The sequence below is a fragment of the Thermomonas flagellata genome (genome assembly GCF_022419185.1).
Taxonomy (GTDB): Bacteria; Pseudomonadota; Gammaproteobacteria; order Xanthomonadales; family Xanthomonadaceae; genus Thermomonas; species Thermomonas flagellata.
In genome coordinates, this window is the sequence record NZ_JAJOZK010000004.1 from 100774 (window position 1) to 127106 (window position 26333).

Below are 26333 nucleotides of genomic sequence, written 5' to 3' on the forward strand. Positions count from 1 at the left end.
CGCGCCTTGCGGGCGTTTCCCGTGCCATGCGGGAGACTTGTGGACATGTTCACAGGATTGATCGAGGGCGTCGGCGCGCTGCGCGCGCGCGAGGTGCGCGGCGGCGATGCGCGCCTGGTGGTCGAGGCCGGCACGCTGCCCTTCGAGGACGTGCGGCTGGGCGAGAGCATCGCAATCAACGGCTGCTGCCTGACCGTGGTCGAATTCGATGCGCGCAGCTTCGCGGTGGATGCCTCCAACGAGACGCTGGCGCTGACCACGCTGGGGCGGCTGCCGCTCGGCGCGCCGCTGAACCTGGAGCGCGCGCTGCGGCCGTCCGACCGCCTCGGCGGGCACCTGGTCAGCGGCCACGTGGACGGGCTGGGCGAGGCGGAGTCCTGCTGGGAGGACGCGCGCGCGGTGCGCTGGCGCTTCTCCGCGCCGCGCGGGCTCTTGCGCTACATCGCGCACAAGGGCTCGGTGTGCGTGGACGGCGTCAGCCTGACCGTGAACGCCGTGGACGAGGCCGGCTTCGAGGTCGCGCTGGTCCCGCACACGGTGGTGCACACCGCCTTCCACGCCCTGCGCGTCGGCGCGGCGGTCAACCTCGAGGTGGACCTGCTGGCGCGCTATCTGGAACGCCTGCGGCAGACGGAGGGCTGGGCATGAGCTTCGCGGGCATCCCGGAACTGCTGGACGAGCTGCGCGCCGGACGCATGGTGGTGGTGGTCGACGACGAGGACCGCGAGAACGAGGGCGACCTGATCATGGCCGCCGAGTTGGTCCGGCCCGCGGACATCAACTTCATGGTGACCCACGCGCGCGGGCTGGTGTGCCTGGCCCTGACCCGCGAGCGCTGCGCCCAGCTGGACCTCCATCCCATGGTGCGCGACAACACCTCGCCGCACCACACCAACTTCACGGTCAGCATCGAGGCCGCCGAGGGCGTCACCACCGGCATCAGCGCCTACGACCGCGCGCACACCATCCGCACCGCGGTGCGTCCGGACGCGCGGCCGTCCGACCTGCGCCAGCCCGGCCACATCTTCCCGCTGATGGCGCAGCCGGGCGGGGTGCTGACCCGCGCCGGGCATACCGAGGCGGCCTCCGACCTCGCGCGGCTGGCGGGCTTCGAGCCGGCCGGGGTGCTGGTGGAGATCCTCAATCCCGACGGGACGATGGCGCGCCGGCCCGAGCTGGAGGTGTTCGCGCGCGAACACGGGCTGAAGATCGGCTCGATCGAGGACCTGATCCGCCATCGCCTCGAAACCGAGCACACGGTGGAGCGGATCGACAGCCGCCCGATCGCGACCGACCACGGGCCGTTCACCCTGCACACCTACCGCGACCGCCTCAGCCGCGGCCTGCACTTCGCGCTGGCGCGCGGCGCCTGGGACGCGGCCGACCCGGTGCTGGTGCGGGTGCAGGCGCAGAACCCGCTGGCGGACGCGCTGCACTGGCGGCGCGCCGACTTCGGCCCGCTGGTAGGCGACGTGCTGGCGATGATCGCCGGCGAAGGGCGCGGGGTGCTGGTGCTGCTCGGCGAGGCGAGCGACCCCGAGGCGCTGCTGGCGCGCCTGCGCGAGCAGCCGGCGCCGCCGCCGACGAAGGCCGGCGCGCTGGCGCAGTGGCGGCGCACCGGTGCCGGGTCGCAGATCCTGGCCGACCTCGGCCTGCGCCGGCTGCGGGTGCTGGGCACCCCGCGCCGCCAGGTCGGGCTGGCCGGCTACGGCCTGGAGGTGGTGGAGTACCTGCCGCTGCCGGCGCGCTAAACTGCAGGCCCTCCGCCGCATCCGACCGCCATGCCGCATCTCGAAGGCGACCTGCGCGCCGCCGCGCACGCCCGCTTCGCCATCCTCGCCAGCCGCTGGAACCCGCGCATCGTGGACGCGCTGGTGGCGTCCGCGCGCGCGGCCCTGCTCGCCAACGGGGTGCCGGAGGCGCAGGTGGACGTGGTGCGCGTGCCGGGCGCGTGGGAGCTGCCGCAGGCGGCGCGCGAGCTGGCCCTGCGTGGCCGCTATGCGGCGATCGTCGCGCTCGGCTGCGTGGTGCGCGGCGACACCCGCCACTACGAGCAGATCGCCGATGGCGCCGCCCAGGGGCTGCTGCGGGTCGCGCTCGACACCGGGGTACCGGTGGCCAACGGCGTGCTCGCGGTGGAACGCTTCGAGGACGCCGCGGCCCGCGCCGGCGGCAGCCACGGCAACAAGGGCGAGGAGGCCGCGCTGGTCGCGATCGAGATGGCCGACCTGCGCCGCAAGCTGCAGGAGCTGGCATGAGCACGCATCGCCGCCGACCCGATGGCATCGACCCGGTGCTGCGCGCGCGCGCGCGCCGGCGCGCGCTGCAGGCGATCTACGCCTGGCAGGCCAACCCGCAGGACGAACGCGCGCTGCTGGCGCAGTTCGCGCACGAGCAGGCGCGCGAGGCGGCCGATCTCGAATATTTCGAGGACCTGGTGCGCGGCGTGCTGCGCCACCTGGCGCAGGTCGACCAGGCGCTGGCCCCGCACCTGGACCGCAGTATCGCCGAGGTCGACCCGGTCGAGCGCGCGGCCCTGCGGATCGCCGCCTACGAGTTGCTGCACCGGCCGGACGTGCCGTACCGGGTGGTGATCAACGAGGCCATCGATTCCACCAAGCGCTTCGGCTCCGAGCACGGCCACACTTACGTCAACGGCGTGCTGGACCAGGCGGCCGCGCTCCTGCGCGGCGTGGAAGCGAAGAAATGATCCGTCCCGCGCGGGCCGTGACGCACGCCGCATGTCCGAACGCGAATTCGACCTGATCGCGCGCATCCGCCGGCGCGTGGCGGCGCGTGCCGACGTGGTGCTGGGGATCGGCGATGACTGCGCGCTGCTGGCGCCGCCGCCGGGCATGCTGCTGGCGGTCACCACCGACACCCTCAACGCCGGGGTGCATTTCCCGGCCGACACCGCGCCTACCGACCTTGGCTGGAAGGCGCTGGCGGTCAATCTGTCCGATCTTGCCGCGATGGGCGCGCAGCCGGCCTGGTGCACCTTGGCGCTGAGCCTGCCGCAGGCCGACGCGGCGTGGCTGGACGCGTTCTGCGACGGGTTCCTGGCGCTGGCGCAGGACTACGGCATGACGCTGGTCGGCGGCGACACCACCCGCGGCCCGCTGGCGATCACGGTCACCGCGCATGGCTGCGTGCCGGCGGGCGCGGCCCTGCGCCGGGATGGGGCGGGCGTCGGCGACGAGGTGTGGGTCAGCGGCACCCTGGGCGATGCCGCCGCTGCATTGGCGCAATGGCGGGCGGGACATGCGATGGCGCCGGCGCTGCGCGCGCGGCTGGACCGCCCCATGCCGCGGGTGGCGCTGGGGCTGGCGCTGCGCGGGGTGGCCAGTAGCTGCATCGACATCAGCGACGGCCTGCTGGCGGATCTGGCGCATGTCTGCCGCGCCAGCGGCGTCGGTGCCGAGATCGCGGCCGACGCCCTGCCGGCCAGCCCCGCGCTGCAGGCCGCGTTCGCCGGCGACCGCCGCCGCGTGCTGCAGGCCACCGGCGGCGACGATTACGAGCTGTGCTTCACCGCCCCGGCCGCGCAGCGCGAGGCCGTGCAGGCGCTGGGCGCGCGGCTGGGGCTGCCGCTGGCGCGGATCGGCCGGATCGTCGCCGGCAGCGAAGTGCGTTGCACCGGCCTGGACGGCTTCGGCCCGCTGGCGCCGGGTTACCAGCATTTCGCATAGGGCGATTCGGGAATTCCCTGTTGCTGCTCGGCCGGTCGCGGGCGAACGGTGCGCGCGCCCGCTCGCGGCGCGTCACCCGCCGTTACCGCTTGCGCATGGCCTGTACGCCCAAGGCCAGCATGGGGCGGGCCGCGAGCGCTTGCGAAAACCAAATGCGCAGATGATCCGCCAGCAACGTCGTTGAAAAGACACCTCGCCAAAAATAGCATCCGCTAGACCGCTTGAGCGGCAGGTTCGACCGGGCTTGAATGGGGGCGTCATGAACATCCGCGGACGGGGGATGGCCGTCGTGGCAGGTGGGCTGCTGGCCTTGCTCGGCATTGCTGCCGCCCATGCGGGCAACCGCGAAAGCCCGAATGTTTACAGGCTCGACATCGCCGTCGAGAAGGGTGGGGCGAGGGTTGCAACCCCCAAATTCACGGTGGCCTTCGGTTCGCCGGCGGTCGTGGTCATTGCAGATGCGAAGAAGAACAGCGGCGCCTATCGCATCCAGGCAACCGCTGCTCCCGGCGGGAAGGGCCCCGCAGGAAAGGGCACGGTGCGCATCGATATGGTTGTCATGGAGCAGATCTCGGGGGCATGGGTGATCCTGGGCGAGCCGTCGCTCGTCGCGTACGAGGGCCAGCCTGCTTCCATGGAGTTGTCGGGCCCTGGCGGCGGTTTCAGGGTCAGCGCCACGGCAACGCCAGAGTTCGACCGAGAAGCGACGAGCGTCAAAACCGGAGCTTGCCAGGCCTTGACGGTTCCGGTGGCGACAAATGCGCCGCTCCCGATCGTCGGCATTCGCCAAGGTTCCAATTGCTGCACGACTGGATGCGCCGATGGTTCTGGCCTGACCATGACCTGTTGCGGCGCCATGGAATGCTGCGCATGCGGCTCGTGTTGCAGGCCGCCCGCTAGCGGTTGATGACCTTGCGTGTCTGCAAAATAACGGCCAGCGGATGCAGGCCGTTGTTCGCGGCTCGTCATAGGCGGCGGGGAGTGGGCGCGTGCGGGCGCCGTCGCGCGCAGTGCGGCGGGGTGGCTGGCTCGGATGGAAGGTGCGATCCGGGTCGAAACGCGCTTCGCTGCGCGCAAGGGTTTCCGGATCGCCGAGTGGCAGGCGCGCGCCGGATGCGGCGGCGAGCGGGGGGCGGGTCACCCCTCGTCGGCGTCGAACGCGGCGCGCTGCCAGTCGAACCGCGGGGCGTGCGGGTTGCCGCTGGCCAACACCACGTCGAACCGGCATGGGCGCATGGCCAGCGCCGGGTGCGCGCCGAGCCAGGCCGCGGCCGCCTGCACCAGGCGCCGGCGCTTGCCGGCATCCACCGACGCCGCGCCGCCACCGAAGCCGCGCCCGGCGCGGTAGCGCACCTCCACGAACACCAGGCTGCCGGCGTCCTCCATCACCAGATCCAGCTCGCCGCCGCGGCTGTGGGCATTGCGTGCGAGCAGGCGCAGGCCCTGCTGCTGCAGCCAGGCGAGGGCGGCGGCTTCGACCGCGGCGCCGCGCGCCCGCGCGGTCATGGCGTGCGTTCGTCCAGCGGCAGCGCGCGGCCGCCCTGGAAGCGGCTCCAGCTCGGCTGCCGCACCACGTAGCCGAAGCCGTCGAGGCCGAGCCGCCCGGTCAGGCCCTGCACCCGTGCATTCGGGTCCAGCGCCAGGTGCTCGAGGTAGGCGGTCAAGAGCCAGGCGTCGTAGCCGAAGGCGAACAGGCGCGCCGCCGGGCCGCGCGCGCTGGCCACCCGCGCCGCGGCGTCCTCCGGGGTCGGACGCCCGGGCAGGCGGCGCACGCTCCAGGTCTCGGTCGGGAACACGAGGCCGTCCAGCGCGGCGTCCTCGGCCGGCTTGCCGGTGCCCAGCGCGACCTGCGACGTGGCGACCCGCGGGATGCCGGCCAGCCCGGCCCGCGCCAGCCGCGGCGCCAGCTCGCGCGCCTGTGCCGCCTTCAGGGCCAGGAACACCGCGTCCGGCGCCGGGGTCTGCGGCGCCAACGCCAGTCCCGGCCGGTAGGCCAGCGGCCCCAGTACCTGCGCCCCGCGCGCCTGCAGCCGCTCCTGCAGCGCGCGCGCGGCGCGCTGCTGCACGTCCTCGCTACCGGCGACCACCAGCACCCGGCGCGCGCCGCGCTCGAGCAGGAATTCGGCGGCGGCCACGCCTTCGTCCTCGGGCGACAGCGAGAAGCTGGCATCGCCGGCCGGCGGCAGGTGCTCGCCGCGGTTGAGCGCCAGCACCGGCAGCGGCGGCTCGCGGCCGCCGAACACCGCATCCACCTCCTCGCGGGCGAGCGGGCCGACCACGAGATCGGCGCCGTCGGCGACCGCACGCGCCAGCGCCGCGCCGGCGCCGCCGGCCTTCGCGGTGTCGTAGAAGCGCAGCTGCGGCCGGCGCCGGGTCTCGTCGTAGTAGCCGGCCAGATAGCCGTCGCGCACCGCCGCGGCCACCGCCGCCTGCGGCCCGGACAGCGGCAGCAGCAGCGCGACCTCGGTCGGCGGGCGGTAGCCGTCGCGCTCGGCCGGCGGCCAGTCGGCGCTGTCGAGCTTCCACTGGCTGCGGTCGAATGGGCGCGGCAGCGGCAGGCCGCGGTTGAGCAGGGCACGCCCGGCGAAGGCATACAGCGGATCCCCGGCCGGCAGCGCGGCGGCCTCGCGCGCCAGGGTGGCGTCGTCCAGCTGCGCCAGCAGCGCCTCGATGCGGCCGGCGGCGGCGCGCCGCGCGGGGCCGTGCAGGGCCTGCTGCTCGCGCGCCAGCGCCCGCGCCTCGCCGATCAGCGGATGCTCGCGCACCACCGGTGCCGGCTGCACGCGCGGGCCGGCGCAGCCGGCCAGGAGCGCCGCCAGCAGCAGGAACAGGAGAGGACGCAGGGTCACGGGCGGGTGCTCGGTCGGGAACCGGCTAGGATTCTACCCATGCAGGCAACACGGGACGGCGGGTGATGGCGCAAGCGGCGGGATGCCTGTACGTGGTGGCCACCCCGATCGGCAACCTCGGCGACTTCTCGCCGCGTGCGCAGCAGGTGCTGCGCGAGGTGGCGGCGATCTGCGCCGAGGACACCCGCCGCACCGGCCAGCTGCTGGCGCAGTTCGGCATCGCCACCCCGCTGCTGGCGCTACACGAGCACAACGAGGAGGCGGTCGCGCAGCGGATCGTGGCGCGCCTGCTCGGCGGCGAGTCGCTGGCGCTGGTCAGCGATGCCGGCACCCCGCTGGTGTCCGATCCCGGCTTCCGGCTGGTGCGCGCGGCGCGCGCGGCGGGGGTGAAGGTCAGCCCGGTGCCGGGTGCCAGCGCGCTCATCGCCGCGCTCAGCGTGGCCGGGCTGCCCAGCGACCGTTTCGCGTTCGAGGGCTTCCTGCCGGCCAAGGCGGCGGCCCGGCGCGAACGCCTGCAGGCGCTGGCCGGCGAGGCGCGCACGCTGATCTTCTACGAATCCTCGCACCGCATCGTCGAGACCCTGGCCGATATGGCGGCGATCTTCGGCGATGCGCGCCCCGCGGTGCTGGCGCGCGAGCTGACCAAGCTGTTCGAGACCGTGCGGGACGGCAGCCTGTCCGGCCTTTTGGCGCAGCTCGAGGCCGATCCCGACCAGCGCAAGGGCGAGTTCGTGCTGCTGGTGCAGGGCGCCGCCGAGGACGGTGACGCCAAGGTGGCCGAAGGCCTGCGCCTGTACGCCCGGTTGAAGGAACACCTGCCGCCGTCCACCGCGGCCAAGCTCGCCGCGGAGCTGTCCGGCGCGCCGCGCAAGGCGCTGTACGGCGGCTGAGGCGCACGCCGCCGGCGCGTGCGACAATCCGCCCCGGCGGAGCCGGCCAGGCAGTCGCGTCATCCGAGAGGATGCCGAGGAAAGTCCGGGCTCCACAGGGCACGGTGCCAGGTAACGCCTGGGCGGCGCGAGCCGACGGAAAGTGCAACAGAAAGATACCGCCGATGGCCCTGCCACCCCTTTGCCGCCATGGACCCATGCGGTCCGCAGTCGGACTGGGCGGCGCAGCCGACCCAGTCCCCTGCACAGGCGGCAAAGGGGTGGCAGGGCACAGGCAAGGGTGAAATGGTGCGGTAAGAGCGCACCGCGAGTCGGGTAACCGACCGGCACGGCAAACCCCACCGGGAGCAAGGCCAAATAGGGATCCGATGGCGTGGCCCGCGCCGGATCCGGGTAGGCTGCTGGAGCGCGGCGGTGACGCCGCGCCGAGAGGAATGACTGCCGCGGCGCGCAAGTGCCGACAGAACCCGGCTTATCGGCCGGCTCCGCCACTTCTTCGAAGGACGCGCGCGCTCGCCTGGGGCGCGTCCACCGGGCCGCCGCGCCGATCCCCTGCGCGCAAGCGCCGCATGCGGCCGATCGCGATGCGGGGCCCCCGCCTGCCGGGCCGGCGGCAGGGCGGGCGGGTCCGCCGCAGGCCGTCGATGCCGCACCTTGGTTGCCCGGTCACGCGCGCCCGCCCCAGGCGCGGCGGCGAGCGCGGGGCATCCCATGCAGGCGGGTGCGCCCGCTGCCGTTGGCCAACCCGCGCCGCCGGAGTGCGGGCATCACGCCCGGTGGGCGCGATCCCGCGGGGGCGGCAGGCGATTGCGGCGGCGGGCAGGGGCCGCGCGGGTGGCGCTGCGGCGGCCGATTTTCGACCCCAGTCTCAAAATTTGAGACAAAACATGGGGTTGTGGATAAGCTTTGAACAAGTCTCTGAAGATTGCCGCAAGTCGTTGACGGCAAAGGTGAAAGTTCCTGCAGGAAGTTGTTGACAGTCGGGGGTGGCAGGCCTAAGGTGGGAGCAAGTGGGAAAACCGGGGAATCCGTGGTTTTCCTCCCGATCAACTCCGCGCCAGACGGGGACCCAGGCAGGGCCATGTTCCAGGGCGAGACCGCCATCACCATCGACGACAAGGGCCGGCTGGCGATCCCGACCGCCTACCGCGATCTGGTCGCGCGCGCCTGCGGCAACCGCCTGGTGGTGGCCTACAACCCCTACGAGGACGGCTGCCTGTGGCTGCTGCAGCTGCCGCATTGGGAGCAACTGCGCGACCAGCTCAATGCGCGCGGCATGCAGTCGGCGCAGGTGCGCATGCTGCGCCGCAAGCTGGTGGCCGCGGCGGCGGTGCTGGAGCCGGACGGCAACGGGCGCCTCAGCCTGCCGGCCAGCCTGCGCGCGACCGCCGGGATCGAGCGGCGCGCGGTGCTGCTGGGCATGGGCGACCGGTTCGAGCTGTGGAGCGAGCAGGCGCACCTGGCGCAGATGCGGCAGACCCTGGGGGATGCCGACCTCGCCGACGACTTGCGGGATCTGGCGTTGTGAGCGGCGGTGGCGCGGACGCCGGGTCCGCCCACCTGCCGGTGATGTTCGCGGAGGTCATGGAGGGCCTCGCGGTGAAGGTGGACGGGACGTATCTGGATGGCACGTTCGGGCGTGGCGGGCACGCCCGCGGGGTATTGCAACGACTCGGGCCCGGAGGGCGCCTGCTGGTGATGGACAAGGACCCCGACGCGATCGCGGTGGCCGCGGCGCTGGCCGAGGCCGATCCGCGGGTGGCCTGGCGGCACGCCAGCTTCGCCGCGCTCGCCGGCTGGGACGCCACCGCCGCCGGGCTGGACGGGGTGCTGTTCGACCTCGGCGTGTCCTCGCCGCAGCTGGAGGAGGCCGCGCGCGGCTTCGCCTTCGGCAAGGACGGCCCGCTCGACATGCGCATGGATCCCGGCGCCGGCGAGAGCGCGGCCGAGTGGCTGGCGCGCGCCTCCGCGCAGGAGATCGCCGACGTGCTGTGGACCTACGGCGAGGAGCGCCACGCGCGCCGGATCGCGCGCGCGATCGTGGCCCGCCGCGGCGAGCAGCCGCTCGTGCGCACCGCGCAGCTGGCCGCGCTGATCGCGCAGGTGGTGCCGCGCGGCGACGGCAGGATCCATCCGGCCACCCGTAGCTTCCAGGCCATCCGCATCCACGTGAACCGCGAGCTGGACGACCTCGCCGCCGGGCTGGACGCGGCGCTGGCGCGCCTGAAGCCGGGCGGGCGGCTGGTCGTGATCAGCTTCCATTCGCTGGAAGACCGGATCGTCAAGCAGTTCATGGCCCGGCATGCGAAGGCGCCGCCGGCCAACCGGCGGCTGCCGGTGGCGGCCGCGTTCACCCCGACCCTGCGCCTGCTCGGCGGCGCGCGCAAGGCGGCGCCGGCGGAAGTGGCGGCCAACCTGCGCGCGCGCAGCGCCGTGCTGCGCGTCGCCGAGCGCCTGGGGGAGGCGGCATGAGCCTGCGTGGCGTCCTGCTCGCGCTGCTGGTGCTGGCCAATGTGGCCAGCGCGCTGCTGCTGGTGCGCGACCGCCACGAGCACCGCCAGGCCTTCATCGCGCTCAACCGCCTGGAGCGCGCGCGCGACGAGCTGAACATCGAGTACGGCCGCCTGCAGCTGGAGCAGGCGACCTGGGCCGAGAGCACGCGGGTGGACCAGGTCGCCCGGCAGCGGCTGGGGATGCTGTTCCCGCGCGGCGAGGACACGGTGGTGCTGCGGCGATGAAGCGGCCGGACTTCCTGCAGCGCTGGATCGGCCGCGGCCCCGCGGCGGCCGCGCCGCGCCGCGAGGGCGCGCGCGCCGGTTCGCCGCGCCCGCGTACCCCGGCGCGCGGGCCCGACCTGCGCCGGCGGGTATTGTTGGTCGGCGGTCTGCTCGGGCTGTGCTCGGTCGCGCTGCTGGTGCGCGCGGTCGACCTGCAGGTGGTGGACAGCGACTTCTACCAGCGCCAGGGCGACGCCCGCTTCCTGCGCGACATCCCGATCGCGGTCTCGCGCGGCACCATCAGCGACCGCAACGGCGAGCCGCTGGCGATCTCGACCCCGGTCGAGTCGATCTGGGGCAACCCGAAGGAGCTGCTGAAGGTGCCCGACCGCCTGCCGGCGCTGGCGCAGGCGCTGGGCATGCCGCTGGACGAGCTCACCACCCGCCTGAGCCAGCGCGCCGACAAGGAGTTCGTCTACCTCAAGCGCCGGATCAACCCGGACGAGGCGCGCCGCATCCTGGCGCTCGACATCCCCGGCGTCGCCAGCCAGCGCGAGTACCGCCGCTTCTACCCGCAGGGCGAGGCGCTGGCGCACGTGCTCGGCTTCACCAACGTCGACGACCGCGGCCAGGAGGGCCTGGAGCTCGCGTTCGATGACTGGCTGCGCGGCACCCCCGGGATCAAGCGGGTGATCCGCGACCGCCGCGGCCGGATCGTGCAGAACGTGGACCTGGTGCGCCCGGCGCAGCCCGGCCGCGACCTGGTCCTGAGCATCGACCGCCGCATCCAGTACCTGGCCTACCGCGAGCTGCGCAACGCGCTGCTGGAGACCGGCGCCAGCAGCGGCTCGGCGGTGGTGCTGGACGTGGCCACCGGCGAGGTGCTGGCGATGGCCAACCTGCCCAGCTTCAACCCGAACGCGGTCAACGGCAGCGTGCGCGACGCCCACCGCAACCGCGCGGTCACCGACCTGCTCGAGCCGGGCTCGACCATGAAGCCGCTGACGGTGGCGGCCGCGCTGGAGGCCGGGGTCATCACCCCGCACACCTTGTTCGACACCAACCCGGGCTGGATCCCGAACGGCAAGTACCGCACCACCGACACCCACAACTACGGCGTGCTGGACACCACCGGGGTGATCCGCAAGAGCTCCAACGTCGGCGCGGCGCTGATCGCGCGCCGCCTGAGCGACGCCCAGTTCGACGCCTTCCTGCGCCGGTTCGGCTACGGCCGCAGCACCGGCAGCGGCTTCCCCGGCGAGGCGGCCGGGCTGTTCCCGCCCCCGGCGCGCTGGAGCGGCACCACCAAGCAGACCATGAGCTACGGCTACGGCCTGAGTGTGACCCCGCTGCAGATCGCGGTGGCCTATGCCGCGCTCGGCAACGGCGGCCTGCTGCACCAGCCGACCTTCGTCAAGGGCCAGCACACCCCGCCGCGGCGGGTGCTGGACCCCAAGGTCGCGCAGGAGGTGCTGCGCATGATGCAGACCGTGACCGAGCCGGGCGGCACCGCGACCCAGGCCGCGATCCTCGGCTACCACGTGGCCGGCAAGACCGGCACCTCGCGCAAGGCCAGCGCCGGCGGCTACTCGCGCCGCTACATCGGCTATTTCGCCGGGCTGGTGCCGGTCGCGCACCCGCGCTTTGCGATGGTGGTGGCGGTCAACGACCCGGACCCGGCGCGCAAGGGCTACTACGGCGGGGTGGTCTCCGCGCCGGTGTTCCGCGCGGTGATGGAAGGCGCGCTGCGGCTGATGGACGTGCCGCCGGACGACCTCGATGCCTGGCTCGCGGCGCAGGCGCAGGCCGAGGCGCGCCGGCAGAAGGCGCCGCTGGCAGCGGCCGCCGGCGGGAGGGCGCCATGACCACGCGCGCCATGCTGCTCGGCGAACTGCTGCCGGAGCTGGAGGGCCTGGCCGCGGAACTGGCGGTCACCGGGCTGGTGCAGGACAGCCGCGAGGTGCGCCCGGGCGATGCGTTCGTCGCGATCGCCGGGTTCGGCGCGCACGGGCTGCACTTCGCGGATGCGGCCAAGGCCGCCGGCGCGGCCGCGGTGCTGTACGAGCCGCCGGCGCCGCCGGAGCTGCCGCCCCCGCCGGATGCGATCCCGGTCCCCGGCCTGCGCGCGCGCCTGGGCGCGATGGCGGACACCTTCCACGGCCATCCCAGCGCGGCGATGACCACCGTCGGCGTCACCGGCACCAACGGCAAGACCTCGACCGTGCAGCTCTTGGCGCAGGCCTGGACCCTGCGCGGGCAGAAGGCCGGCACCCTGGGCACGCTCGGCGCCGGGATCTGGCCGCAGGCGGTGCCGACCGGCTTCACCACCCCGCTGGTCCTGCGCCTGCACGCGCTGCTCGCGCAGCTGCGCGACGAAGGCGCGCAGGCGCTGGCGATGGAGGTGTCCTCGCACGCCCTCGACCAGGGCCGGGTGGACGGCGTGCAGTTCGACGTCGCGGTGTTCACCAACCTCACCCGCGACCACCTCGACTACCACGGCGACATGGCCCGCTACGGCGCGGCCAAGGCCAAGCTGTTCGACTGGCCGGGCCTGCGCGCGGCGGCGGTCAACCTGGACGACCCGTTCGGCCGCGAGCTGTACGAACGCGTGCGCGGCAAGGTGCGTGCGTTCGGCTTCTCTTCGCGCGGGGCGCCCGGCGCCAGCGTGCGCGCCGAGGACCTGCGCCTGGACGCCGACGGCATCGGCTTCCTGCTGCATGCCGGCGGCCAGGCGCACCCGGTGCGCTCGCCGCTGCTGGGGCGCTTCAACGTGGACAACCTGCTGGCGGTGGCGACCACCCTGCACGCGCTGGGGATGGCGCCGGCGCTGGTCGCGCAGACCCTGTCGCAGCTGCTGCCGGTGGACGGGCGCATGCAGCGCCTGGGCGGCGACGGCCGCCCGCTGGTGGTGGTGGACTACGCGCACACCCCGGACGCACTGGAGCAGGCGCTGGCCTCGCTGCGCGGGCACACCGCCGGCCGCCTGTGGTGCGTGTTCGGCTGCGGCGGCGAGCGCGACGCCGGCAAGCGCCCGCAGATGGCGGCGATCGCCGAGCGCCTGGCCGACGTGGTGATCGTGACCGACGACAACCCGCGCGGCGAGGACGGCGATGCGATCGTGGCCGGCATCGTCGCCGGCTTCGCGCGCCCGCAGGCGGTGCAGGTGCAGCGCGACCGCGCCGCCGCGATCGCGCAGGCGGTGGCGGGCGCCGGCGCGGACGACGTGGTGCTGATCGCCGGCAAGGGCCACGAGCCGTACCAGGAGATCGCGGGCGTGCGGCATCCGTTCGACGACGTGCAGGTCGCGCGCGCGGCGCTGGAGGGGCGGCCATGACCCCGCGCCTGCTGGCGTGGATCGCCGCCGCCACCGGCGGCCGCCTGCACGGCGCCGACCGCACGGTGGACGCGGTGGCGACCGACACCCGCGCGCTGCCGGTGGCGGGCGCGCCGCTGTTCGTGGCGCTGGCCGGCGAACGCTTCGACGGGCACGCGCACCTCGCTGCGGCCGCGGCCGGCGGCTGCGTGGCCGCGCTGGTGGCGCGGCCGCAGGCGTCGGACCTGCCGCAGGTGGTGGTGGCCGACACCCGCCGCGCGCTGGCCGACCTGGCGCGCGCGGTGCAGCGCGAACGCACGCGCACGCGGGTGGTGGCGATCACCGGCAGCAACGGCAAGACCAGCGTGAAGACCCTGACCGCCGCGGTGCTGGCGCGTGCCGGGCGGGTGTACGCCACCCCGGGCAACCGCAACAACGAGATCGGGCTGCCGCTGGCGGTGCTGGAGGCGCCGGAGGACGCCGACTTCGCGGTGTACGAGATGGGGGCCGGCGCGCCCGGCGACATCGCCTACCTGACCGCGGTCGCGCCGCCCGACGTCGGCCTGGTCAACAACATCGGCCCGGCGCACCTGGAGCGCATGGGCAGCCTGCTCGGGATCGCCGCGACCAAGGCCGCGGTGTACGCCGACCTGCGCCCGGGCGGCACGGCGGTGATCAATGCCGACGATGCGTTCGCCGCCTATTTCGCGGCGCAGGCCGGCGACCACGCGCGGCTGCGCTTCGGGCTGGACAGCGACGCCGAGGTCGGCGCGCGCGCGCTCGTGCTGGAGGGCGCAGGCAGCCGCTTCGTGCTGGTCACCCCGGCCGGCGAGGCCGCGGTCGCGCTCGCCCTGCCGGGCCGCCACAACGTGCGCAATGCACTGGCGGCGGCGGCGATCGGGCATGCGTTGGGGCTCGCGCCCGAGCAGATCGCCGCCGGCCTGGGCGATGCGCGCCCGGTCGCCGGCCGCCAGCAGCAGCACCGCCTGCCCGGCGGCGCGTGGCTGATCGACGACAGCTACAACGCCAACCCGGCCTCGCTCGCGGCCGGGGTGGAGGCGCTGGTGGCGGCCGGCGGCGAGCCGTGGCTGGTGCTCGGCGATATGCGCGAGCTAGGCAGCGACGAGGTCGCGCTGCACGCGCAGGCCGGCGCGCACGCCAAGGCCGCCGGAGTGGTGCGGCTGTTCGCGCTGGGCGCGCTGAGCGCGCACGCGGCGGCAGCGTTCGGCGCCGGCGCGCAGGTGTATCCCGACCACGCCGCGCTGGCGCAGGCGCTGCAGCAGGCCCTGCACCCGGGCGTGCGGGTGCTGGTCAAGGGCTCGCGCGGCAGCGCGATGGATCGGATCGTGACGGCGCTGCTGGAGCGCCAGCCCGCGACGGGCGAGGGAGGCTCCCATGCTGCTTGAACTGGCACTGTGGCTGGAGAAGTGGTTCGGCCACTTCAACCTGTTCGGCTACCTGACCTTCCGTGCCATCCTCGCCGCGCTGACCGCGCTGGCGTTCTCGCTGTGGTGGGGGCCGGGGATGATCCGCTACCTGGCCGGGCTCAAGAGCGGCGGCCAGCCGATCCGCCAGGACGGCCCGCAGTCGCATTTCTCCAAGGCCGGTACCCCGACCATGGGCGGCGCGCTGATCCTGCTGGCGATCGCCGCCAGCGTGCTGCTGTGGGCAGACCTGCGCAACAAGTACGTCTGGGTCGTGCTGGCGGTGATGCTCGGTTTCGGCGCGATCGGCTGGTGGGACGACTGGATCAAGATCGTCCGGCGCGACCCCAACGGCATGCGCTCGCGCACCAAGTACGCGCTGCAATCGCTGCTGGGGCTCGCCGCCGGGGTGTACCTGTACGCGTTCGCCGACGTACCGGCGGCCACCACCTTCTACGTGCCGCTGTTCAAGTCGGTGGCGCTGCCGCTGGCCGGGGTCGGGTTCGTGGCAATCGCCTACCTGTGGATCGTCGGCTTCTCCAACGCGGTCAACCTGACCGACGGTCTCGACGGGCTGGCGATCATGCCGACCGTGCTGGTGGCCTGCGCGCTGGGCGTGTTCGCCTACGCCTCCGGGCACGCCGCCTTCGCGCACTACCTGCAGATCCCGCGGGTGCCCGGCGCCGGCGAGCTGATCATCGTGTGCACCGCGATCGCCGGTGCCGGCCTCGGCTTTTTGTGGTTCAACACCTACCCGGCCATGGTGTTCATGGGCGACATCGGCGCGCTCGCGCTCGGGGCGGTGCTCGGCACGATCGCGGTGATCGTGCGCCAGGAACTGGTGCTGGTGGTGATGGGCGGGATCTTCGTGGTCGAGACCCTCTCGGTGATGATCCAGGTCGCCAGCTTCAAGCTGACCGGCAGGCGCGTGTTCCGGATGGCGCCGATCCACCACCACTTCGAACTGAAGGGCTGGCCGGAGCCGCGGGTGATCGTGCGCTTCTGGATCATCAGCGTGGTGCTGGTGCTCATCGGCCTGGCGACCCTGAAGGTGCGCTGATGGACCGCCTGCGCCAAGCCACTCCGACCCACGAGATCCCGGGCCGCTTCGACCCGTGGCTGCTGGGCGCGTCGGTCGCGCTGGCCTGCCTCGGGGTGGTGATGGTCGGCTCGGCCGCGATCGCCGGTGCCGGGATGGAGGTCGGCCCGTGGTACTTCCTCAGCCGCCACCTGGTGTTCCTCGCCATCGGCCTCGGGCTGGCCGGCTGGCTGATGCGTACCGACCTCAAGGACCTGGAGGCGCACAGCAAGTGGTTGCTGCTGGCCGCGGTCGTGCTGCTGCTGTTGGTCTACGTGCCCGGCATCGGCAAGACCGTGAACGGCGCGCGCCGCTGGCTCAACCTGGGGGTGGCCAACTTCCAGGCGGTGGAGGCGGTCAAGCTGCTCTACATCCTGTGGCTGGCCAGCTATCTCAAGCGCTTCAACGAGGACGTGGTGGCGACCTGGGGCGCGATGCTCAAACCGGTCGCGGTGGTCGGGCTGCTGGTGCTGCTGCTGCTGGTGCAGCCGGATTTCGGCTCCTCGGTGCTGCTGCTGGGGATCACCGCCGGCCTGCTGGTGCTCGGCGGCGCGCCGGTGGGGCGGATCGCCGCGCCGGTGTTGCTGCTGCTGCCGGCACTGGTGGCGCTGGTGGTGCTCGAGCCCTACCGCCTGCGCCGGGTGACCTCGTTCATGGACCCGTGGCAGGACCAGCTCGGCGCCGGCTACCAGCTCAGCAACGCGCTGATGGCCATCGGCCGCGGCGAGTGGTTCGGGGTCGGCCTCGGCGCTTCGGTGCAGAAGCTGTCCTACCTGCCGGAGGCGCACACCGACTTCATCTTCTCGGTGATCGCCGAGGAGCTCGGGCTGGTCGGGGTGGTCGCGGTGATCGGGCTGTATGCGCTGCTGGTCGGGCGCGCGCTGTGGCTGGGCCTGAAGTGCGTCGAGCGCGGCCGCCACTTCGCCGCCTACAGCGCGTTCGGGGTGGCGCTGTGGCTAGGCCTGCAGAGCCTGGTGTCGATCGGGGTCAACCTCGGGCTGCTGCCTACCAAGGGCCTGACCCTGCCGCTGGTGTCCTCCGGCGGCTCCAGCGTGCTGATGACCTGCGCCGCGCTTGGCCTGCTGCTGCGGGTCTCGTACGAGTACGAGCGCGCCGTGCGCCGGGTCGCGCAGCGACAGGCGCAGGCGCAGCAGCCGAGCGTGGGGCAGCCGCCGCACACCGCGCAGCCGCCGCTGGCGGACGCGCCGGTGCGCACCGCGGCGCTGCGCCGGCCGCGGGTGGAGCCGGTGTTCGCCGCGCCTGCCGACGCGCTGTCGGCGCGGAGGCCGCGATGAGCGGGACGGGCGCGCGCGTGCTGATCATGGCCGGCGGCACTGGCGGCCACATCTTCCCCGGGCTGGCGGTGGCGCAGGCCCTGCGCGAGCGCGGGGCGGAGGTGACCTGGCTGGGCGCGGCCGGGGCGATGGAGACCCGGCTGGTGCCGGCGCAGGGCATCGCGCTGGACACCCTGGCCATCGCCGGCGTGCGCGGCAAGGGCGCGGCCGCGCTGCTGGGCGCGCCGCTGCGGATCCTGCGCGCGGTGCGCGCGGCCGGCGCGGTGCTGCGCGCGCGCGCGCCGCAGGCGGTGCTCAGTTTCGGCGGCTACGCCGCGGGGCCGGGCGGGCTGGCGGCGCGGCTGGCCGGGATCCCGCTGCTGGTGCACGAGCAGAACCGCGCGGCCGGCCTCACCAATCGGGTGCTGGCGCGGCTGGCGCGGCGGGTGCTGGTCGGCTTCCCCGGCACATTCGCGCGCGAGCAGGTGGTCGGCAACCCGGTGCGCGCGGCGATCGCCGCGCTGCCGCCGCCGGCCGCGCGCCAGTTCGCGCATGCCGGCCCGCTGCGGCTGCTGGTGCTGGGCGGCAGCCAGGGCGCGCGCGCCCTCAACGCCGCGCTGCCGCAGGCGCTGGCGCCGCTGCAGGCGGCGGTCGAGGTCTGGCACCAGGCCGGCGAGAAGCTGCTGGAGGAGGCGCGCGCGGCGTACGCCGCGGCCGCGGTGCCGGCGCGGGTGGAGCCGTTCATCGCCGACATGGCCGCGGCCTATGCCTGGGCCGACCTCGTGGTCTGCCGCGCCGGCGCGCTGACTCTGGCCGAGCTGTGCGCGGCCGGGGTCGGCAGCGTGCTGGTGCCGTTCCCGCAGGCGGTGGACGACCACCAGACCCGCAACGCCGAGTACCTGGTCGAGCGCGGCGCCGCGCTGCTGCTGCCGCAGTCGGAGCAGCTTGCCGCGCGCCTGCAGGCGGTGCTGGCGGAGCTGGCCGCCGACCCGGTGCGACGGCTGGCGATGGCCGAGGCCGCGCGCGCCTTGGCGCGCCCGCAGGCGGCGGCGGAGGTCGCCGATGCGGTGCTGGCCACGATCGAGGAGACCCGGCGATGAGCCTGCCCACCTACCACCAGCGCTTGCAGCAACTGCGCGACCTGGCGCGCGCCTTCCCGCGGGTGCATTTCGTCGGCATCGGCGGGGTCGGCATGAGCGGCATCGCCGAGGTGCTGTGCACGCTCGGCTACCAGGTCAGCGGTTCGGACCAGGCCGACAACGCCACCACCCGCCGGCTGGCCGCGCTCGGCGCGGTGATCCACAAGGGCCATGCCGCCGCCAACGTGCTCGACGCCGACTGCGTGGTGGTCTCCAGCGCGATCCGCGCCGACAACCCGGAGCTGCTGGAGGCGCGCGCGCAGCGCATCCCGGTGGTGCCGCGCGCGGAGATGCTGGCCGAGCTGATGCGCTTCAAGCACGGGATCGCGGTGGCCGGCACCCACGGCAAGACCACCACCACCTCGCTGACCGCCAGCGTGCTGGCCGAGGGTGGGATGGATCCGACCTTCGTGATCGGCGGCCAGCTGCTGGCCGCGGGCGCCAACGCGCGCCTGGGCAAGGGCGCGTGGCTGGTGGCGGAGGCCGACGAGAGCGACGGCAGCTTCCTGCGCCTGAACCCGGTGATTGCGATCGTGACCAACATCGACGCCGACCACCTGGAGAACTACGGCGGCGACTTCGCGCGGGTGCGCGCGGCGTTCGCCGAGTTCCTGCACCGGCTGCCGTTCTACGGGCTGGCGGTGCTGTGCGTGGACGACCCGGAGGTGGCGGCGCTGGCCGAGTCCACCCCGCGCCACGTCGTCACCTATGGCTTCGCCGCGCAGGCCGACGTGCGCGCCGAGGACGTGCGCCAGGACGGCGCGCGCATGCACTTCACCCTGTGCCTGCCGGACGCCAGCCGTACCGCCTGCACCCTCGCGCTGCCCGGCCGCCACAACGTGCAGAACGCGCTGGCCGCGGCCGCGGTCGGCTGGCAGCTCGGGGTCGGGCAGGCGCAGATCGCCGCGGCGCTGGAGCGTTTCGCCGGGATCGGCCGCCGCTTCAACCAGCTGGCGACCCTGGCCCTGCCGGGCGGCGGCAGCGCGGTGCTGGTGGACGACTACGGCCACCACCCGCGCGAGCTGGCGGCGGTGTTCGAGGCCGCGCGCGGCGGCTGGCCGGGGCGGCGCCTGGTGGTGGCGTTCCAGCCGCACCGCTATTCGCGCACGCGCGATCTGTTCGACGACTTCGCCGCGGTCCTGTCCACTGCGGACGCGCTGCTGCTGACCGAGGTCTACCCGGCCGGGGAGGCGCCGATCGCGGGTGCGGACGCCAAGGCGCTGGCGCGCGCGATCCGCACCCGCGGGCGGGTCGAGCCGGTGCTGGTGGGCGGCGCGGCCGAGCTGGCCGCGGCGCTGCCGGACGTGCTGCGCGACGGCGACCTGCTGCTGATGATGGGCGCCGGCGACATCGGCGCCGCCGCGCAGCAGCTGGCGCGGACCGGGCTGGCGGAGGGCGGCGCATGAGCGCGGCCGCCCTGCCGCCGCTGCGCACCGCCGACCCGGCTGCGTTCGGCCGGGTCGCGGTCCTGCTCGGCGGCAGCAGCGCCGAGCGCGAGGTCTCGCTCGATTCCGGCCGCAACGTGCTGGCGGCCCTGCGCGCGCGCGGGATCGACGCGCAGCCGGTGGACGGCATCCCGGCCCTGCGCGAGGCGCTGGTCGCAGGCCGCATCGACCGGGTGTTCAACATCCTGCACGGCGGCCGCGGCGGCGGCGAGGACGGCGTGTTGCAGGGGCTGCTGGAGGCGTTCGGCGTGCCCTACACCGGCTGCGGGGTGCTGGCCAGCGCGCTGACCATGGACAAGGTGCGCACCAAGCAGGTGTGGATCGCGGCCGGCCTGCCCACCCCGCGCTTCGTGCGCCTGGCGCCCGGTGCCGACCTGCGCGCCGCCGCGCGCGGGCTGGGCCTGCCGGTGTTCGTCAAGCCCTCGTGCGAGGGCTCCAGCGTCGGCGTGGCGCGGGTGCAGGCGGAGGCCGACCTCGCCGCCGCCGAGGCGGTGGCCCGGGCCTATGGCGGCGAGATGCTGATGGAGGAGATGGTCGTCGGCGACGAGCTGACCGTCGGCATCCTCGGCGAGCTTGCGCTGCCGTCGATCCGGATCGTGCCCAAGGGCGGCTGGTACGACTATCAGGCCAAGTACGTGGCCGAGGACACCCAGTACCTGTGCCCCGGGCTCACCGGCGCCGAGGAGGCGGCGATCCGCGCGCTGGCGCTGGCCGCGTTCCGCGCGGTCGACGGCCGCGGCTGGGGGCGGGTGGACGTGATGCGCGCCGGCGACGGCCGCCTGCAGCTGCTGGAGGTCAACACTGCCCCCGGCATGACCAGCCACTCGCTGGTGCCGAAGGCCGCGGCACAGCTGGGCATCGGGTTCGAGGAGCTGTGCTGGCGGATCCTGGAGCAGACCCTGGAGGCGCGCGCATGAACGCGCTGTGGCGCCCGCTGGGCTGGCTGCTGGCCCTGTTCCTGGTGGCACTGCCGGTGGTGGCGGTGGTCCAGGGCTGGATCGGCGCCGGGCACTGGCCGCTGCGCACCCTGCGCGTGCAGGGGGCCGAGCGGGTGGACGAGGCGCGCCTGCGCGAGGTCGTGCGGCCGTATGCGCAGCGCGGTTTCTTCGCAGTGGATCTGGATGCGGTGCGCGCCGCGGTCGCGGCGCTGCCGTGGGTCGAGCATGCGGAGGTGCGCAAGCACTGGCCGGACGTGCTGGAGGTGCGCATCCGCGAGCGCGTCCCGGTCGCGCGTTGGGGCCGCGACCGCCTGCTCTCCGTCGGCGGGCAGCCGTTCCCGGTCCTGCCCGGGCTGCCGTTGCCGCCCGGCCTGCCCGCGCTGGACGGCCCCGACGCGCGCGCCGGCGAGGTGCTGGCGCTGTACCGCCAGGCGCGCACCCTGCTGCCCGGCGTGCGCGGGGTGGCCCTCGACGCGCGCGGCAGCTGGAGCGTGCAGCTGGCCGACGGCGTACAGGTGGTGCTCGGCCGCGACCAGCCGCAGGCGCGGCTGGCGCGCTTCGCGCCGCTGCTGCCGCGGCTGCGCGCGCAGCCCGGCGCGCGCCCGCTGGTGCGCGCCGACCTGCGCTACACCAACGGCTTCTCGCTGCTGTGGGGCGCGCCGGCGGCGCCCGCCCCGGCGGCGCGCCCCGCTTCCCCCCTCCCGGCGCCGGTCGCGGCCCTGCCGCACCCGCGCCTGCAGCCACAAGGACGGACATGAACCGCAAGGGCGACAAGACGCTGATCGTCGGCCTCGACATCGGCACCTCCAAGGTCTCCGCGCTGGTCGGCGAGTACGCCCCGGGCGAGCCGATCGAGGTGATCGGCATCGGCACCCACGAATCGCGCGGCCTGCGCCGCGGGGTGGTGGTCGACATCGACTCCACCGTGCAGTCGATCCAGCGCGCGGTCGAGGAGGCCGAGCTGATGGCCGGCTGCGAGGTGCGCGGGGTGTACGCGTCGATCAGCGGCAACCACGTGCAGTGCCGCAACTCGCCGGGGATCGTGCCGATCCGCGACGGCGAGGTCAGCCATGCCGACCTCGACCGCGTGCTGGAAGCGGCCAAGGCGGTGGCGATCCCGGCCGACCAGGAGATCCTGCATGCGATCCCGCGCGACTACGTGCTCGACGACTCGCAGGAAGGCATCCGCAACCCGGTCGGCATGAGCGGGGTGCGGCTGGAGGTGCATGCGCACCTGGTGGTGTGCGCCAAGTCGGCCGCCGCCAACGTCGGCAAGTGCGTGCAGCGCTGCGGGCTGCAGGTGGACCAGCTGATCCTGTCCTCGCTCGCCTCCAGCACCGCGGTGCTGACCGCGGACGAGAAGGAGCTCGGGGTGGCGCTGGTGGACATCGGCGCCGGCACCACCGACATCGCGGTGTTCGTGCACGGCGCGATCTGCCACACCGCCAGCCTGCCGGTGGCCGGCGACAAGGTGACCGAGGACATCGCGCACATGCTGCGCACGCCGACCCCCGAGGCGGAGCAGATCAAGGTGCGCTATGCCTGCGCGCTGGCGCAGCTGGCGCGCGCCGAGGAGAGCATCCAGGTGCCCAGCGTCGGCGACCGCCCGCCGCGGCGGCTGCCGCGGCACGCGCTGGCGCAGGCGGTGCAGGCGCGCTACGAGGAGATCTTCGAGCTGGTGCAGGCCGAGCTGCGCCGCTCCGGCTTCGAGCAGCTGGTGCGCGCGGGCATGGTGCTGACCGGCGGCGCCGCCAAGATGGAGGGCGTGGTCGAGCTGGCCGAGGAGATGCTGCAGATGCCGGTGCGGGTGGGCATCCCGCAGCACGTCACCGGCCTCGGCGAGGTGGTCGGCAACCCGGTGCATGCGACCGGGGTGGGGCTGCTGCTGATGGGCAGCCAGATCAAGGCGCCGCCGCGCGCGGTGCTGGGCGGCGGCCGCGCCGGCGGCCTGCTGAAGAAACTCAAGGACTGGTACGGCGGTGCGTTCTGAACCAGGGCCGGCGCGAGGGCGCGCCGGCCGGGCGGGCAGGTGGGCGAGACGGGCGATCCAACACGGGCACAGACATCCATAACAAGCAGGAGGACACGGACATGGCGCATTTCGAACTGATCGAGAAGGTGGCCCCGAACGCGGTGATCAAGGTGATCGGGGTCGGCGGCGGCGGCGGCAACGCAGTCGCGCACATGGTCAACAGCAGCGTCGAGGGGGTGGAGTTCATCACCGCCAACACCGACGCGCAGGCGATCAAGAACTGCGGCGCGCGGGTGCAGCTGCAGCTGGGTGGCAGCGTGACCAAGGGGCTCGGCGCCGGCGCCAACCCGGAGGTCGGACGCCAGGCCGCGCTGGAGGACAGCGACGCCATCATCGACGCCCTGCAGGGCGCGGACATGGTGTTCATCACCGCCGGCATGGGCGGCGGCACCGGTACCGGCGCGGCGCCGGTGGTGGCGCAGCTGGCCAAGCAGATGGGCATCCTGACGGTGGCGGTGGTGACCAAGCCGTTCCCGTTCGAGGGCCGCCGGCGCATGCAGGTCGCGCTCAAGGGGATCGAGGAGCTCAGCCAACACTGCGACTCGCTGATCACCATCCCGAACGAGAAGCTGATCACCGTGCTCGGCCGCAACGCGACCATGCTGCAGGCGTTCCGCGCCGCCAACGACGTGCTGCTCGGCGCGGTGCAGGGCATCGCCGACCTGATCGTGCGCCCGGGCCTGATCAACGTCGACTTCGCCGACGTGCGCACGGTGATGAGCGAGATGGGCCTGGCCATGATGGGCACCGGCAGCGCGCGCGGCGACGACCGCGCCCAGGCCGCGGCCGAGGCGGCGATCCAGAACCCGCTGCTGGACGACGTCAACCTCACCGGCGCCAACGGCATCCTGGTCAACATCACCGCCGGCCCGGACTTCACCATGGCCGAGTTCGACGAGGTCGGCCGCACGGTCGAGCAGTTCGCTTCCGAGGACGCCACCGTGGTCATCGGCACCGTGCTCGACCCGGAGATGCAGGACGACGTGCGGGTGACGGTGGTGGCCACCGGCCTGAACCGCGCCACCGGCGTGCGCGGGCTGGGCCGCGGCCAGGGCGAGCCGCGCTTCGAGGCCGCGCAGGAGGCCCCGCGCCGGCCGCAGGTGCAGCTGATCAACACCCAGGCCAAGCGTGACGGCACCACCGGGCTGATGATCGACAGCGTGGCCGATCCGTTCGCGCCGCCGCTGCGCGGGGGCGCCGGGATCGCCGCCGGGTTGCGCCGCAACGCGGATGCCGCGCCGGCCGCGGCCGAGCTGCCGAAGGACGACTACCTGAACATTCCGGCGTTCCTGCGCCGACAGGCGGACTGACGGCCTTCCCGGGCGTAGGCGGCCGGTGCCGGATGGCCCCGCCCGGCCGTCCATGGCCGGGCGCTCGGCCACGCGCGGGGCCATGCCCCGCGAGTACGTGTCCTCGCCCTGCGCCGTCAGGCCGACTGAAGGCCCTCCATGGCGCAGCAAATCGACTCCGGATGGCCCCGCCCGGCCATCCGTGGCCGGGCGCTCCGCCACGCGCGGGGCCATGCCCCGCGAGCGCGCGGCCTCGCCCTGCGCCGTCAGGCCGACTGAAGGCCCTCCATGGCGCAGCAAATCGACTCCGGATGACCCCGCCCGGCCATCCGTGGCCGGGCGCGGGGACCGGCGGGGCCAGTCCGGCGCGTGGGCGTCCGCGGCGGCTTCGACGGGGGCGGGCATGCGGCGGCGCCCGATCGATCGCCGCGCACGCGCACTGCGGGGCGGTCGGCCGGGGACCTGCCATGCCCGATCGCGGGCCGCTGGCCGCCTGCCGACCGGAGAGGGCGTGCCGCGCGGCATGTCCGGCAGGGCCGCGGCCCGCCTGCCGATCCGCGGCTGCAACGCTGCATCACGGCGCGGTTCAGCCGCCTGCATGCTAATCTGAACGAATGCTGCGCCAACGCACCCTCAAGACCCAGATCCGCGCCACCGGCGTCGGCCTGCACAGCGGCGAGAAGGTCTTCATGACCCTGCGCCCGGCCCCGGCCGACACCGGCATCGTGTTCCGCCGCACCGACCTCGATCCGGTGGTCGAGGTGCCGGCGGACGCCGGCCTGGTTACCGAGACCACGCTGTGCACCGGCCTGACCTGTGGGCCGGCCAAGGTGCAGACCGTCGAGCACCTACTGTCGGCCTTGGCCGGGCTGGGCATCGACAATGCCTACGTCGAGCTGACCGCGGCCGAGGTGCCGATCATGGACGGCTCGGCCGGGCCCTTCGTGTTCCTGCTGCAGTCGGCCGGGATCGTCGAGCAGGACGCGCCCAAGCGCTTCATCCGGATCCGCAAGCCGGTCGAGGTGCGCGAGGGCGACAAGTGGGCGCGCTTCACCCCGCACGCCGGGTTCCGGCTCGCGTTCACGGTGCGCTTCGACCATCCGGCGATCCCGGAGGCGCTCTCGCGCGCCGAGGTCGAGTTCACCAGCGAGGCCTACGTGCGCGAGGTCAGCCGTGCGCGCACCTTCGGCTTCATGCGCGACCTCGAGTACATGCGCGAGCGCAACCTCGGCCTCGGCGGGTCGATGGACAACGCGATCGTGCTCGACGAATTCCGCGTGCTCAACGAGGACGGCCTGCGCTACGCCGACGAGTTCGTGCGCCACAAGATCCTGGACGCCATCGGCGACCTCTACCTGGCCGGGCATCCGATCATCGGCGCCTACGAGGGCTACAAGTCCGGGCATGCGCTGAACAACCGGCTGGTGCGCGCGCTGCTGGCGGACGCCGCGGCGTGGGAGGAGGTCACCTTCGCCGATCCGGTGCAGGCCCCGCCGGCCCTGTACGGCCTGCGCCAGCCGGCGCTGGCCTGAACCGGACCCGGACGCGCCGGCCTCCGTCAACGCGCCTGCGCACGCCGCCGCGCGTTTCTCCAGCGGCAGATCACGGTGCGTCTGCGCGGCGCCTGCCGCGCCGTTTCGCGGACGCGGTCACGCCGGGGCCGGCCTGCTTACGGTTTGTTTAACAAAATCACGGACTTGTGCGGCTAGGATGCGCCCTCCTCCGGGGGGCGGACGGGCCGCAAGCCCCGCCGACCGGAGCCGCGGTCTCCCCCGGCGCCCGCCTCGGGCGTGTCCGACCGCAACAGGGCGAGGGCGGTGTCCAGCGCAGATGGACGCCGCCCGCGCGCGGGTGGTGCCGGGGGCGTGCCCGGTGCCGGTGGGAGCGGTCCCTGCCAGGTCCGGATCGTCACCCCCGCCACGCCCAGCCCGAGGGACCGGGCAGCGTCGAGCAGGGCCGGGGCCGCCAGCCGCAGGCGGGCGTTCCAGGCCGGATGGTCGACGAGGTACACCAGCCGGTCGTCGCGGACGTTGGCCAGGCGTGCATGCGCGGCCAGCGCGGGCGGCAGGCAGGGCCGCAACGATCGGTCCAGCGCGTCGAGCCACTGCGCCCGGCGCAACGGGTCGCCGGCGGCGTCCGCCAGCAGCGCGTCCAGCGCGGTGGGCGGCCCGGCCGGCGGGGTAGCAGCGTCCTGCGGGGGCGCGGAACCAGAACGGGACATGGGCATGCGCGACGACACTCCGAAGCCGCACCACG

At 74.2% G+C, this 26333-nt stretch carries 25 protein-coding genes and 1 other RNA gene; 23 read left to right on the top strand and 3 right to left on the bottom strand.

All coding sequences use genetic code 11. The annotated features are described in order from the left end of the window. The first annotated feature begins 45 nt into the window (after positions 1-45). The 6 genes from ML340_RS05330 to ML340_RS05355 all read left to right on the top strand — a co-directional run bounded on the left by ML340_RS05330 (position 46) and on the right by ML340_RS05355 (position 4596). Positions 46-648: a riboflavin synthase gene (locus ML340_RS05330; protein WP_240097456.1), complete on the top strand. Its 603-nt coding sequence runs from the start codon at positions 46-48 to the stop codon at positions 646-648. Continuing rightward, positions 645-1751, top strand: coding sequence for a 3,4-dihydroxy-2-butanone-4-phosphate synthase (gene ribB, locus ML340_RS05335; RefSeq protein ID WP_240097458.1), 1107 nt, complete (start codon positions 645-647; stop codon positions 1749-1751). Before ML340_RS05330 ends, ribB begins: the two co-directional genes overlap by 4 nt. Before the next feature lie 30 nt (positions 1752-1781). Beyond that, entirely contained in the window at positions 1782-2258 is a 477-nt protein-coding gene (gene ribH, locus ML340_RS05340) for a 6,7-dimethyl-8-ribityllumazine synthase (RefSeq protein WP_240097460.1), read from the top strand. Continuing rightward, positions 2255-2710, top strand: a complete 456-nt coding sequence (nusB, locus tag ML340_RS05345) for a transcription antitermination factor NusB (protein ID WP_240097462.1) — start codon at positions 2255-2257, stop codon at positions 2708-2710. Before ribH ends, nusB begins: the two co-directional genes overlap by 4 nt. Positions 2711-2741: 31 nt before the next feature. Then, entirely contained in the window at positions 2742-3689 is a 948-nt protein-coding gene (gene thiL / locus ML340_RS05350; RefSeq protein ID WP_240097464.1) for a thiamine-phosphate kinase, read from the top strand. Positions 3690-3948: 259 nt separating this feature from the next. Further along, positions 3949-4596, top strand: a complete 648-nt coding sequence (locus ML340_RS05355; protein ID WP_240097466.1) for a hypothetical protein — start codon at positions 3949-3951, stop codon at positions 4594-4596. A gap of 230 nt (positions 4597-4826) precedes the next feature. On the opposite strand, the gene ML340_RS05360 is transcribed toward ML340_RS05355, so the two are convergent. Together ML340_RS05360 and ML340_RS05365 are read right to left on the bottom strand one after the other, a co-directional pair. Further along, a complete protein-coding gene (locus ML340_RS05360) occupies positions 4827-5195 on the bottom strand; it encodes a YraN family protein (RefSeq protein WP_240097468.1) in 369 nt (122 codons plus the stop codon). Further along, positions 5192-6538, bottom strand: coding sequence for a penicillin-binding protein activator (locus ML340_RS05365; RefSeq protein WP_240097470.1), 1347 nt, complete (start codon positions 6536-6538; stop codon positions 5192-5194). Before ML340_RS05365 ends, ML340_RS05360 begins: the two co-directional genes overlap by 4 nt. A 65-nt stretch (positions 6539-6603) precedes the next feature. Here ML340_RS05365 and rsmI point away from each other — a divergent pair, with 65 nt between their 5' ends. The 17 genes from rsmI (at position 6604) to lpxC (ending at position 25609) form a co-directional block, all read left to right on the top strand. Continuing rightward, positions 6604-7428 carry a 16S rRNA (cytidine(1402)-2'-O)-methyltransferase gene (rsmI, locus tag ML340_RS05370; RefSeq protein WP_240097472.1) on the top strand — a complete coding sequence of 275 codons (825 nt, stop codon included), beginning with the start codon at positions 6604-6606 and terminating at the stop codon, positions 7426-7428. Between the two features lie 38 nt (positions 7429-7466). Continuing rightward, positions 7467-7919, top strand: an RNA gene (gene rnpB / locus ML340_RS05375) — RNase P RNA component class A. A 590-nt stretch (positions 7920-8509) separates the two neighbouring features. Next, positions 8510-8956 carry a division/cell wall cluster transcriptional repressor MraZ gene (locus ML340_RS05380; RefSeq protein ID WP_240097474.1) on the top strand — a complete coding sequence of 149 codons (447 nt, stop codon included), beginning with the start codon at positions 8510-8512 and terminating at the stop codon, positions 8954-8956. 41 nt (positions 8957-8997) lie between these two features. Next, positions 8998-9900 carry a 16S rRNA (cytosine(1402)-N(4))-methyltransferase RsmH gene (gene rsmH, locus ML340_RS05385; protein ID WP_425608283.1) on the top strand — a complete coding sequence of 301 codons (903 nt, stop codon included), beginning with the start codon at positions 8998-9000 and terminating at the stop codon, positions 9898-9900. Further along, the gene (ftsL, locus tag ML340_RS05390; RefSeq protein WP_425608284.1) at positions 9897-10166 is read left to right on the top strand and encodes a cell division protein FtsL; all 270 of its coding nucleotides are present in this window, start codon (positions 9897-9899) and stop codon (positions 10164-10166) included. Before rsmH ends, ftsL begins: the two co-directional genes overlap by 4 nt. Further along, positions 10163-12010, top strand: coding sequence for a peptidoglycan D,D-transpeptidase FtsI family protein (locus tag ML340_RS05395; protein ID WP_338064412.1), 1848 nt, complete (start codon positions 10163-10165; stop codon positions 12008-12010). Before ftsL ends, ML340_RS05395 begins: the two co-directional genes overlap by 4 nt. Next, complete coding sequence (locus tag ML340_RS05400) at positions 12007-13479, top strand: UDP-N-acetylmuramoyl-L-alanyl-D-glutamate--2,6-diaminopimelate ligase (RefSeq protein ID WP_240097478.1); 1473 nt, start codon at positions 12007-12009, stop codon at positions 13477-13479. The genes ML340_RS05395 and ML340_RS05400 overlap by 4 nt, the downstream gene beginning before the upstream one ends. After that, positions 13476-14864, top strand: a complete 1389-nt coding sequence (locus ML340_RS05405) for a UDP-N-acetylmuramoyl-tripeptide--D-alanyl-D-alanine ligase (RefSeq protein ID WP_240097479.1) — start codon at positions 13476-13478, stop codon at positions 14862-14864. The genes ML340_RS05400 and ML340_RS05405 overlap by 4 nt, the downstream gene beginning before the upstream one ends. Beyond that, entirely contained in the window at positions 14854-15942 is a 1089-nt protein-coding gene (mraY, locus tag ML340_RS05410) for a phospho-N-acetylmuramoyl-pentapeptide-transferase (protein WP_240097481.1), read from the top strand. The genes ML340_RS05405 and mraY overlap by 11 nt, the downstream gene beginning before the upstream one ends. Continuing rightward, the gene (gene ftsW / locus ML340_RS05415; protein WP_240097710.1) at positions 15939-17255 is read left to right on the top strand and encodes a putative lipid II flippase FtsW; all 1317 of its coding nucleotides are present in this window, start codon (positions 15939-15941) and stop codon (positions 17253-17255) included. Before mraY ends, ftsW begins: the two co-directional genes overlap by 4 nt. Continuing rightward, the gene (murG, locus tag ML340_RS05420) at positions 17252-18334 is read left to right on the top strand and encodes an undecaprenyldiphospho-muramoylpentapeptide beta-N-acetylglucosaminyltransferase (protein WP_240097483.1); all 1083 of its coding nucleotides are present in this window, start codon (positions 17252-17254) and stop codon (positions 18332-18334) included. Before ftsW ends, murG begins: the two co-directional genes overlap by 4 nt. Next, the gene (gene murC / locus ML340_RS05425) at positions 18331-19779 is read left to right on the top strand and encodes a UDP-N-acetylmuramate--L-alanine ligase (RefSeq protein ID WP_240097485.1); all 1449 of its coding nucleotides are present in this window, start codon (positions 18331-18333) and stop codon (positions 19777-19779) included. The genes murG and murC overlap by 4 nt, the downstream gene beginning before the upstream one ends. Beyond that, the gene (locus ML340_RS05430) at positions 19776-20735 is read left to right on the top strand and encodes a D-alanine--D-alanine ligase (RefSeq protein ID WP_240097487.1); all 960 of its coding nucleotides are present in this window, start codon (positions 19776-19778) and stop codon (positions 20733-20735) included. Before murC ends, ML340_RS05430 begins: the two co-directional genes overlap by 4 nt. Continuing rightward, positions 20732-21514, top strand: coding sequence for a cell division protein FtsQ/DivIB (locus tag ML340_RS05435; protein ID WP_240097489.1), 783 nt, complete (start codon positions 20732-20734; stop codon positions 21512-21514). Before ML340_RS05430 ends, ML340_RS05435 begins: the two co-directional genes overlap by 4 nt. Beyond that, positions 21511-22746, top strand: coding sequence for a cell division protein FtsA (gene ftsA, locus ML340_RS05440; protein ID WP_240097491.1), 1236 nt, complete (start codon positions 21511-21513; stop codon positions 22744-22746). Before ML340_RS05435 ends, ftsA begins: the two co-directional genes overlap by 4 nt. 101 nt (positions 22747-22847) lie before the next feature. After that, a complete protein-coding gene (ftsZ, locus tag ML340_RS05445; protein ID WP_240097493.1) occupies positions 22848-24098 on the top strand; it encodes a cell division protein FtsZ in 1251 nt (416 codons plus the stop codon). 593 nt (positions 24099-24691) lie between these two features. Continuing rightward, positions 24692-25609 carry a UDP-3-O-acyl-N-acetylglucosamine deacetylase gene (lpxC, locus tag ML340_RS05450; RefSeq protein WP_240097495.1) on the top strand — a complete coding sequence of 306 codons (918 nt, stop codon included), beginning with the start codon at positions 24692-24694 and terminating at the stop codon, positions 25607-25609. A gap of 173 nt (positions 25610-25782) precedes the next feature. On the opposite strand, the gene ML340_RS05455 is transcribed toward lpxC, so the two are convergent. After that, a complete protein-coding gene (locus ML340_RS05455) occupies positions 25783-26298 on the bottom strand; it encodes a DciA family protein (protein ID WP_240097497.1) in 516 nt (171 codons plus the stop codon). Between the last annotated feature and the right edge of the window lie 35 nt (positions 26299-26333).

What these genes read in the sequence shown, in the direction of transcription:
- ML340_RS05330 (WP_240097456.1), top strand. Translation starts at nt 46, where the DNA reads ATGTTCACAGGATTGATCGAGGGCGTCGGCGCGCTGCGCGCGCGCGAG.
- ribB (WP_240097458.1), top strand. Translation starts at nt 645, where the DNA reads ATGAGCTTCGCGGGCATCCCGGAACTGCTGGACGAGCTGCGCGCCGGA.
- ribH (WP_240097460.1), top strand. Translation starts at nt 1,782, where the DNA reads ATGCCGCATCTCGAAGGCGACCTGCGCGCCGCCGCGCACGCCCGCTTC.
- nusB (WP_240097462.1), top strand. Translation starts at nt 2,255, where the DNA reads ATGAGCACGCATCGCCGCCGACCCGATGGCATCGACCCGGTGCTGCGC.
- thiL (WP_240097464.1), top strand. Translation starts at nt 2,742, where the DNA reads ATGTCCGAACGCGAATTCGACCTGATCGCGCGCATCCGCCGGCGCGTG.
- ML340_RS05355 (WP_240097466.1), top strand. Translation starts at nt 3,949, where the DNA reads ATGAACATCCGCGGACGGGGGATGGCCGTCGTGGCAGGTGGGCTGCTG.
- ML340_RS05360 (WP_240097468.1), bottom strand. Translation starts at nt 5,195, where the DNA reads ATGACCGCGCGGGCGCGCGGCGCCGCGGTCGAAGCCGCCGCCCTCGCC.
- rsmI (WP_240097472.1), top strand. Translation starts at nt 6,604, where the DNA reads ATGGCGCAAGCGGCGGGATGCCTGTACGTGGTGGCCACCCCGATCGGC.
- ML340_RS05380 (WP_240097474.1), top strand. Translation starts at nt 8,510, where the DNA reads ATGTTCCAGGGCGAGACCGCCATCACCATCGACGACAAGGGCCGGCTG.
- rsmH (WP_425608283.1), top strand. Translation starts at nt 8,998, where the DNA reads ATGTTCGCGGAGGTCATGGAGGGCCTCGCGGTGAAGGTGGACGGGACG.
- ftsL (WP_425608284.1), top strand. Translation starts at nt 9,897, where the DNA reads ATGAGCCTGCGTGGCGTCCTGCTCGCGCTGCTGGTGCTGGCCAATGTG.
- ML340_RS05395 (WP_338064412.1), top strand. Translation starts at nt 10,163, where the DNA reads ATGAAGCGGCCGGACTTCCTGCAGCGCTGGATCGGCCGCGGCCCCGCG.
- ML340_RS05400 (WP_240097478.1), top strand. Translation starts at nt 12,007, where the DNA reads ATGACCACGCGCGCCATGCTGCTCGGCGAACTGCTGCCGGAGCTGGAG.
- ML340_RS05405 (WP_240097479.1), top strand. Translation starts at nt 13,476, where the DNA reads ATGACCCCGCGCCTGCTGGCGTGGATCGCCGCCGCCACCGGCGGCCGC.
- mraY (WP_240097481.1), top strand. Translation starts at nt 14,854, where the DNA reads ATGCTGCTTGAACTGGCACTGTGGCTGGAGAAGTGGTTCGGCCACTTC.
- murG (WP_240097483.1), top strand. Translation starts at nt 17,252, where the DNA reads ATGAGCGGGACGGGCGCGCGCGTGCTGATCATGGCCGGCGGCACTGGC.
- murC (WP_240097485.1), top strand. Translation starts at nt 18,331, where the DNA reads ATGAGCCTGCCCACCTACCACCAGCGCTTGCAGCAACTGCGCGACCTG.
- ML340_RS05430 (WP_240097487.1), top strand. Translation starts at nt 19,776, where the DNA reads ATGAGCGCGGCCGCCCTGCCGCCGCTGCGCACCGCCGACCCGGCTGCG.
- ML340_RS05435 (WP_240097489.1), top strand. Translation starts at nt 20,732, where the DNA reads ATGAACGCGCTGTGGCGCCCGCTGGGCTGGCTGCTGGCCCTGTTCCTG.
- ftsA (WP_240097491.1), top strand. Translation starts at nt 21,511, where the DNA reads ATGAACCGCAAGGGCGACAAGACGCTGATCGTCGGCCTCGACATCGGC.
- ftsZ (WP_240097493.1), top strand. Translation starts at nt 22,848, where the DNA reads ATGGCGCATTTCGAACTGATCGAGAAGGTGGCCCCGAACGCGGTGATC.
- lpxC (WP_240097495.1), top strand. Translation starts at nt 24,692, where the DNA reads ATGCTGCGCCAACGCACCCTCAAGACCCAGATCCGCGCCACCGGCGTC.
- ML340_RS05455 (WP_240097497.1), bottom strand. Translation starts at nt 26,298, where the DNA reads ATGTCCCGTTCTGGTTCCGCGCCCCCGCAGGACGCTGCTACCCCGCCG.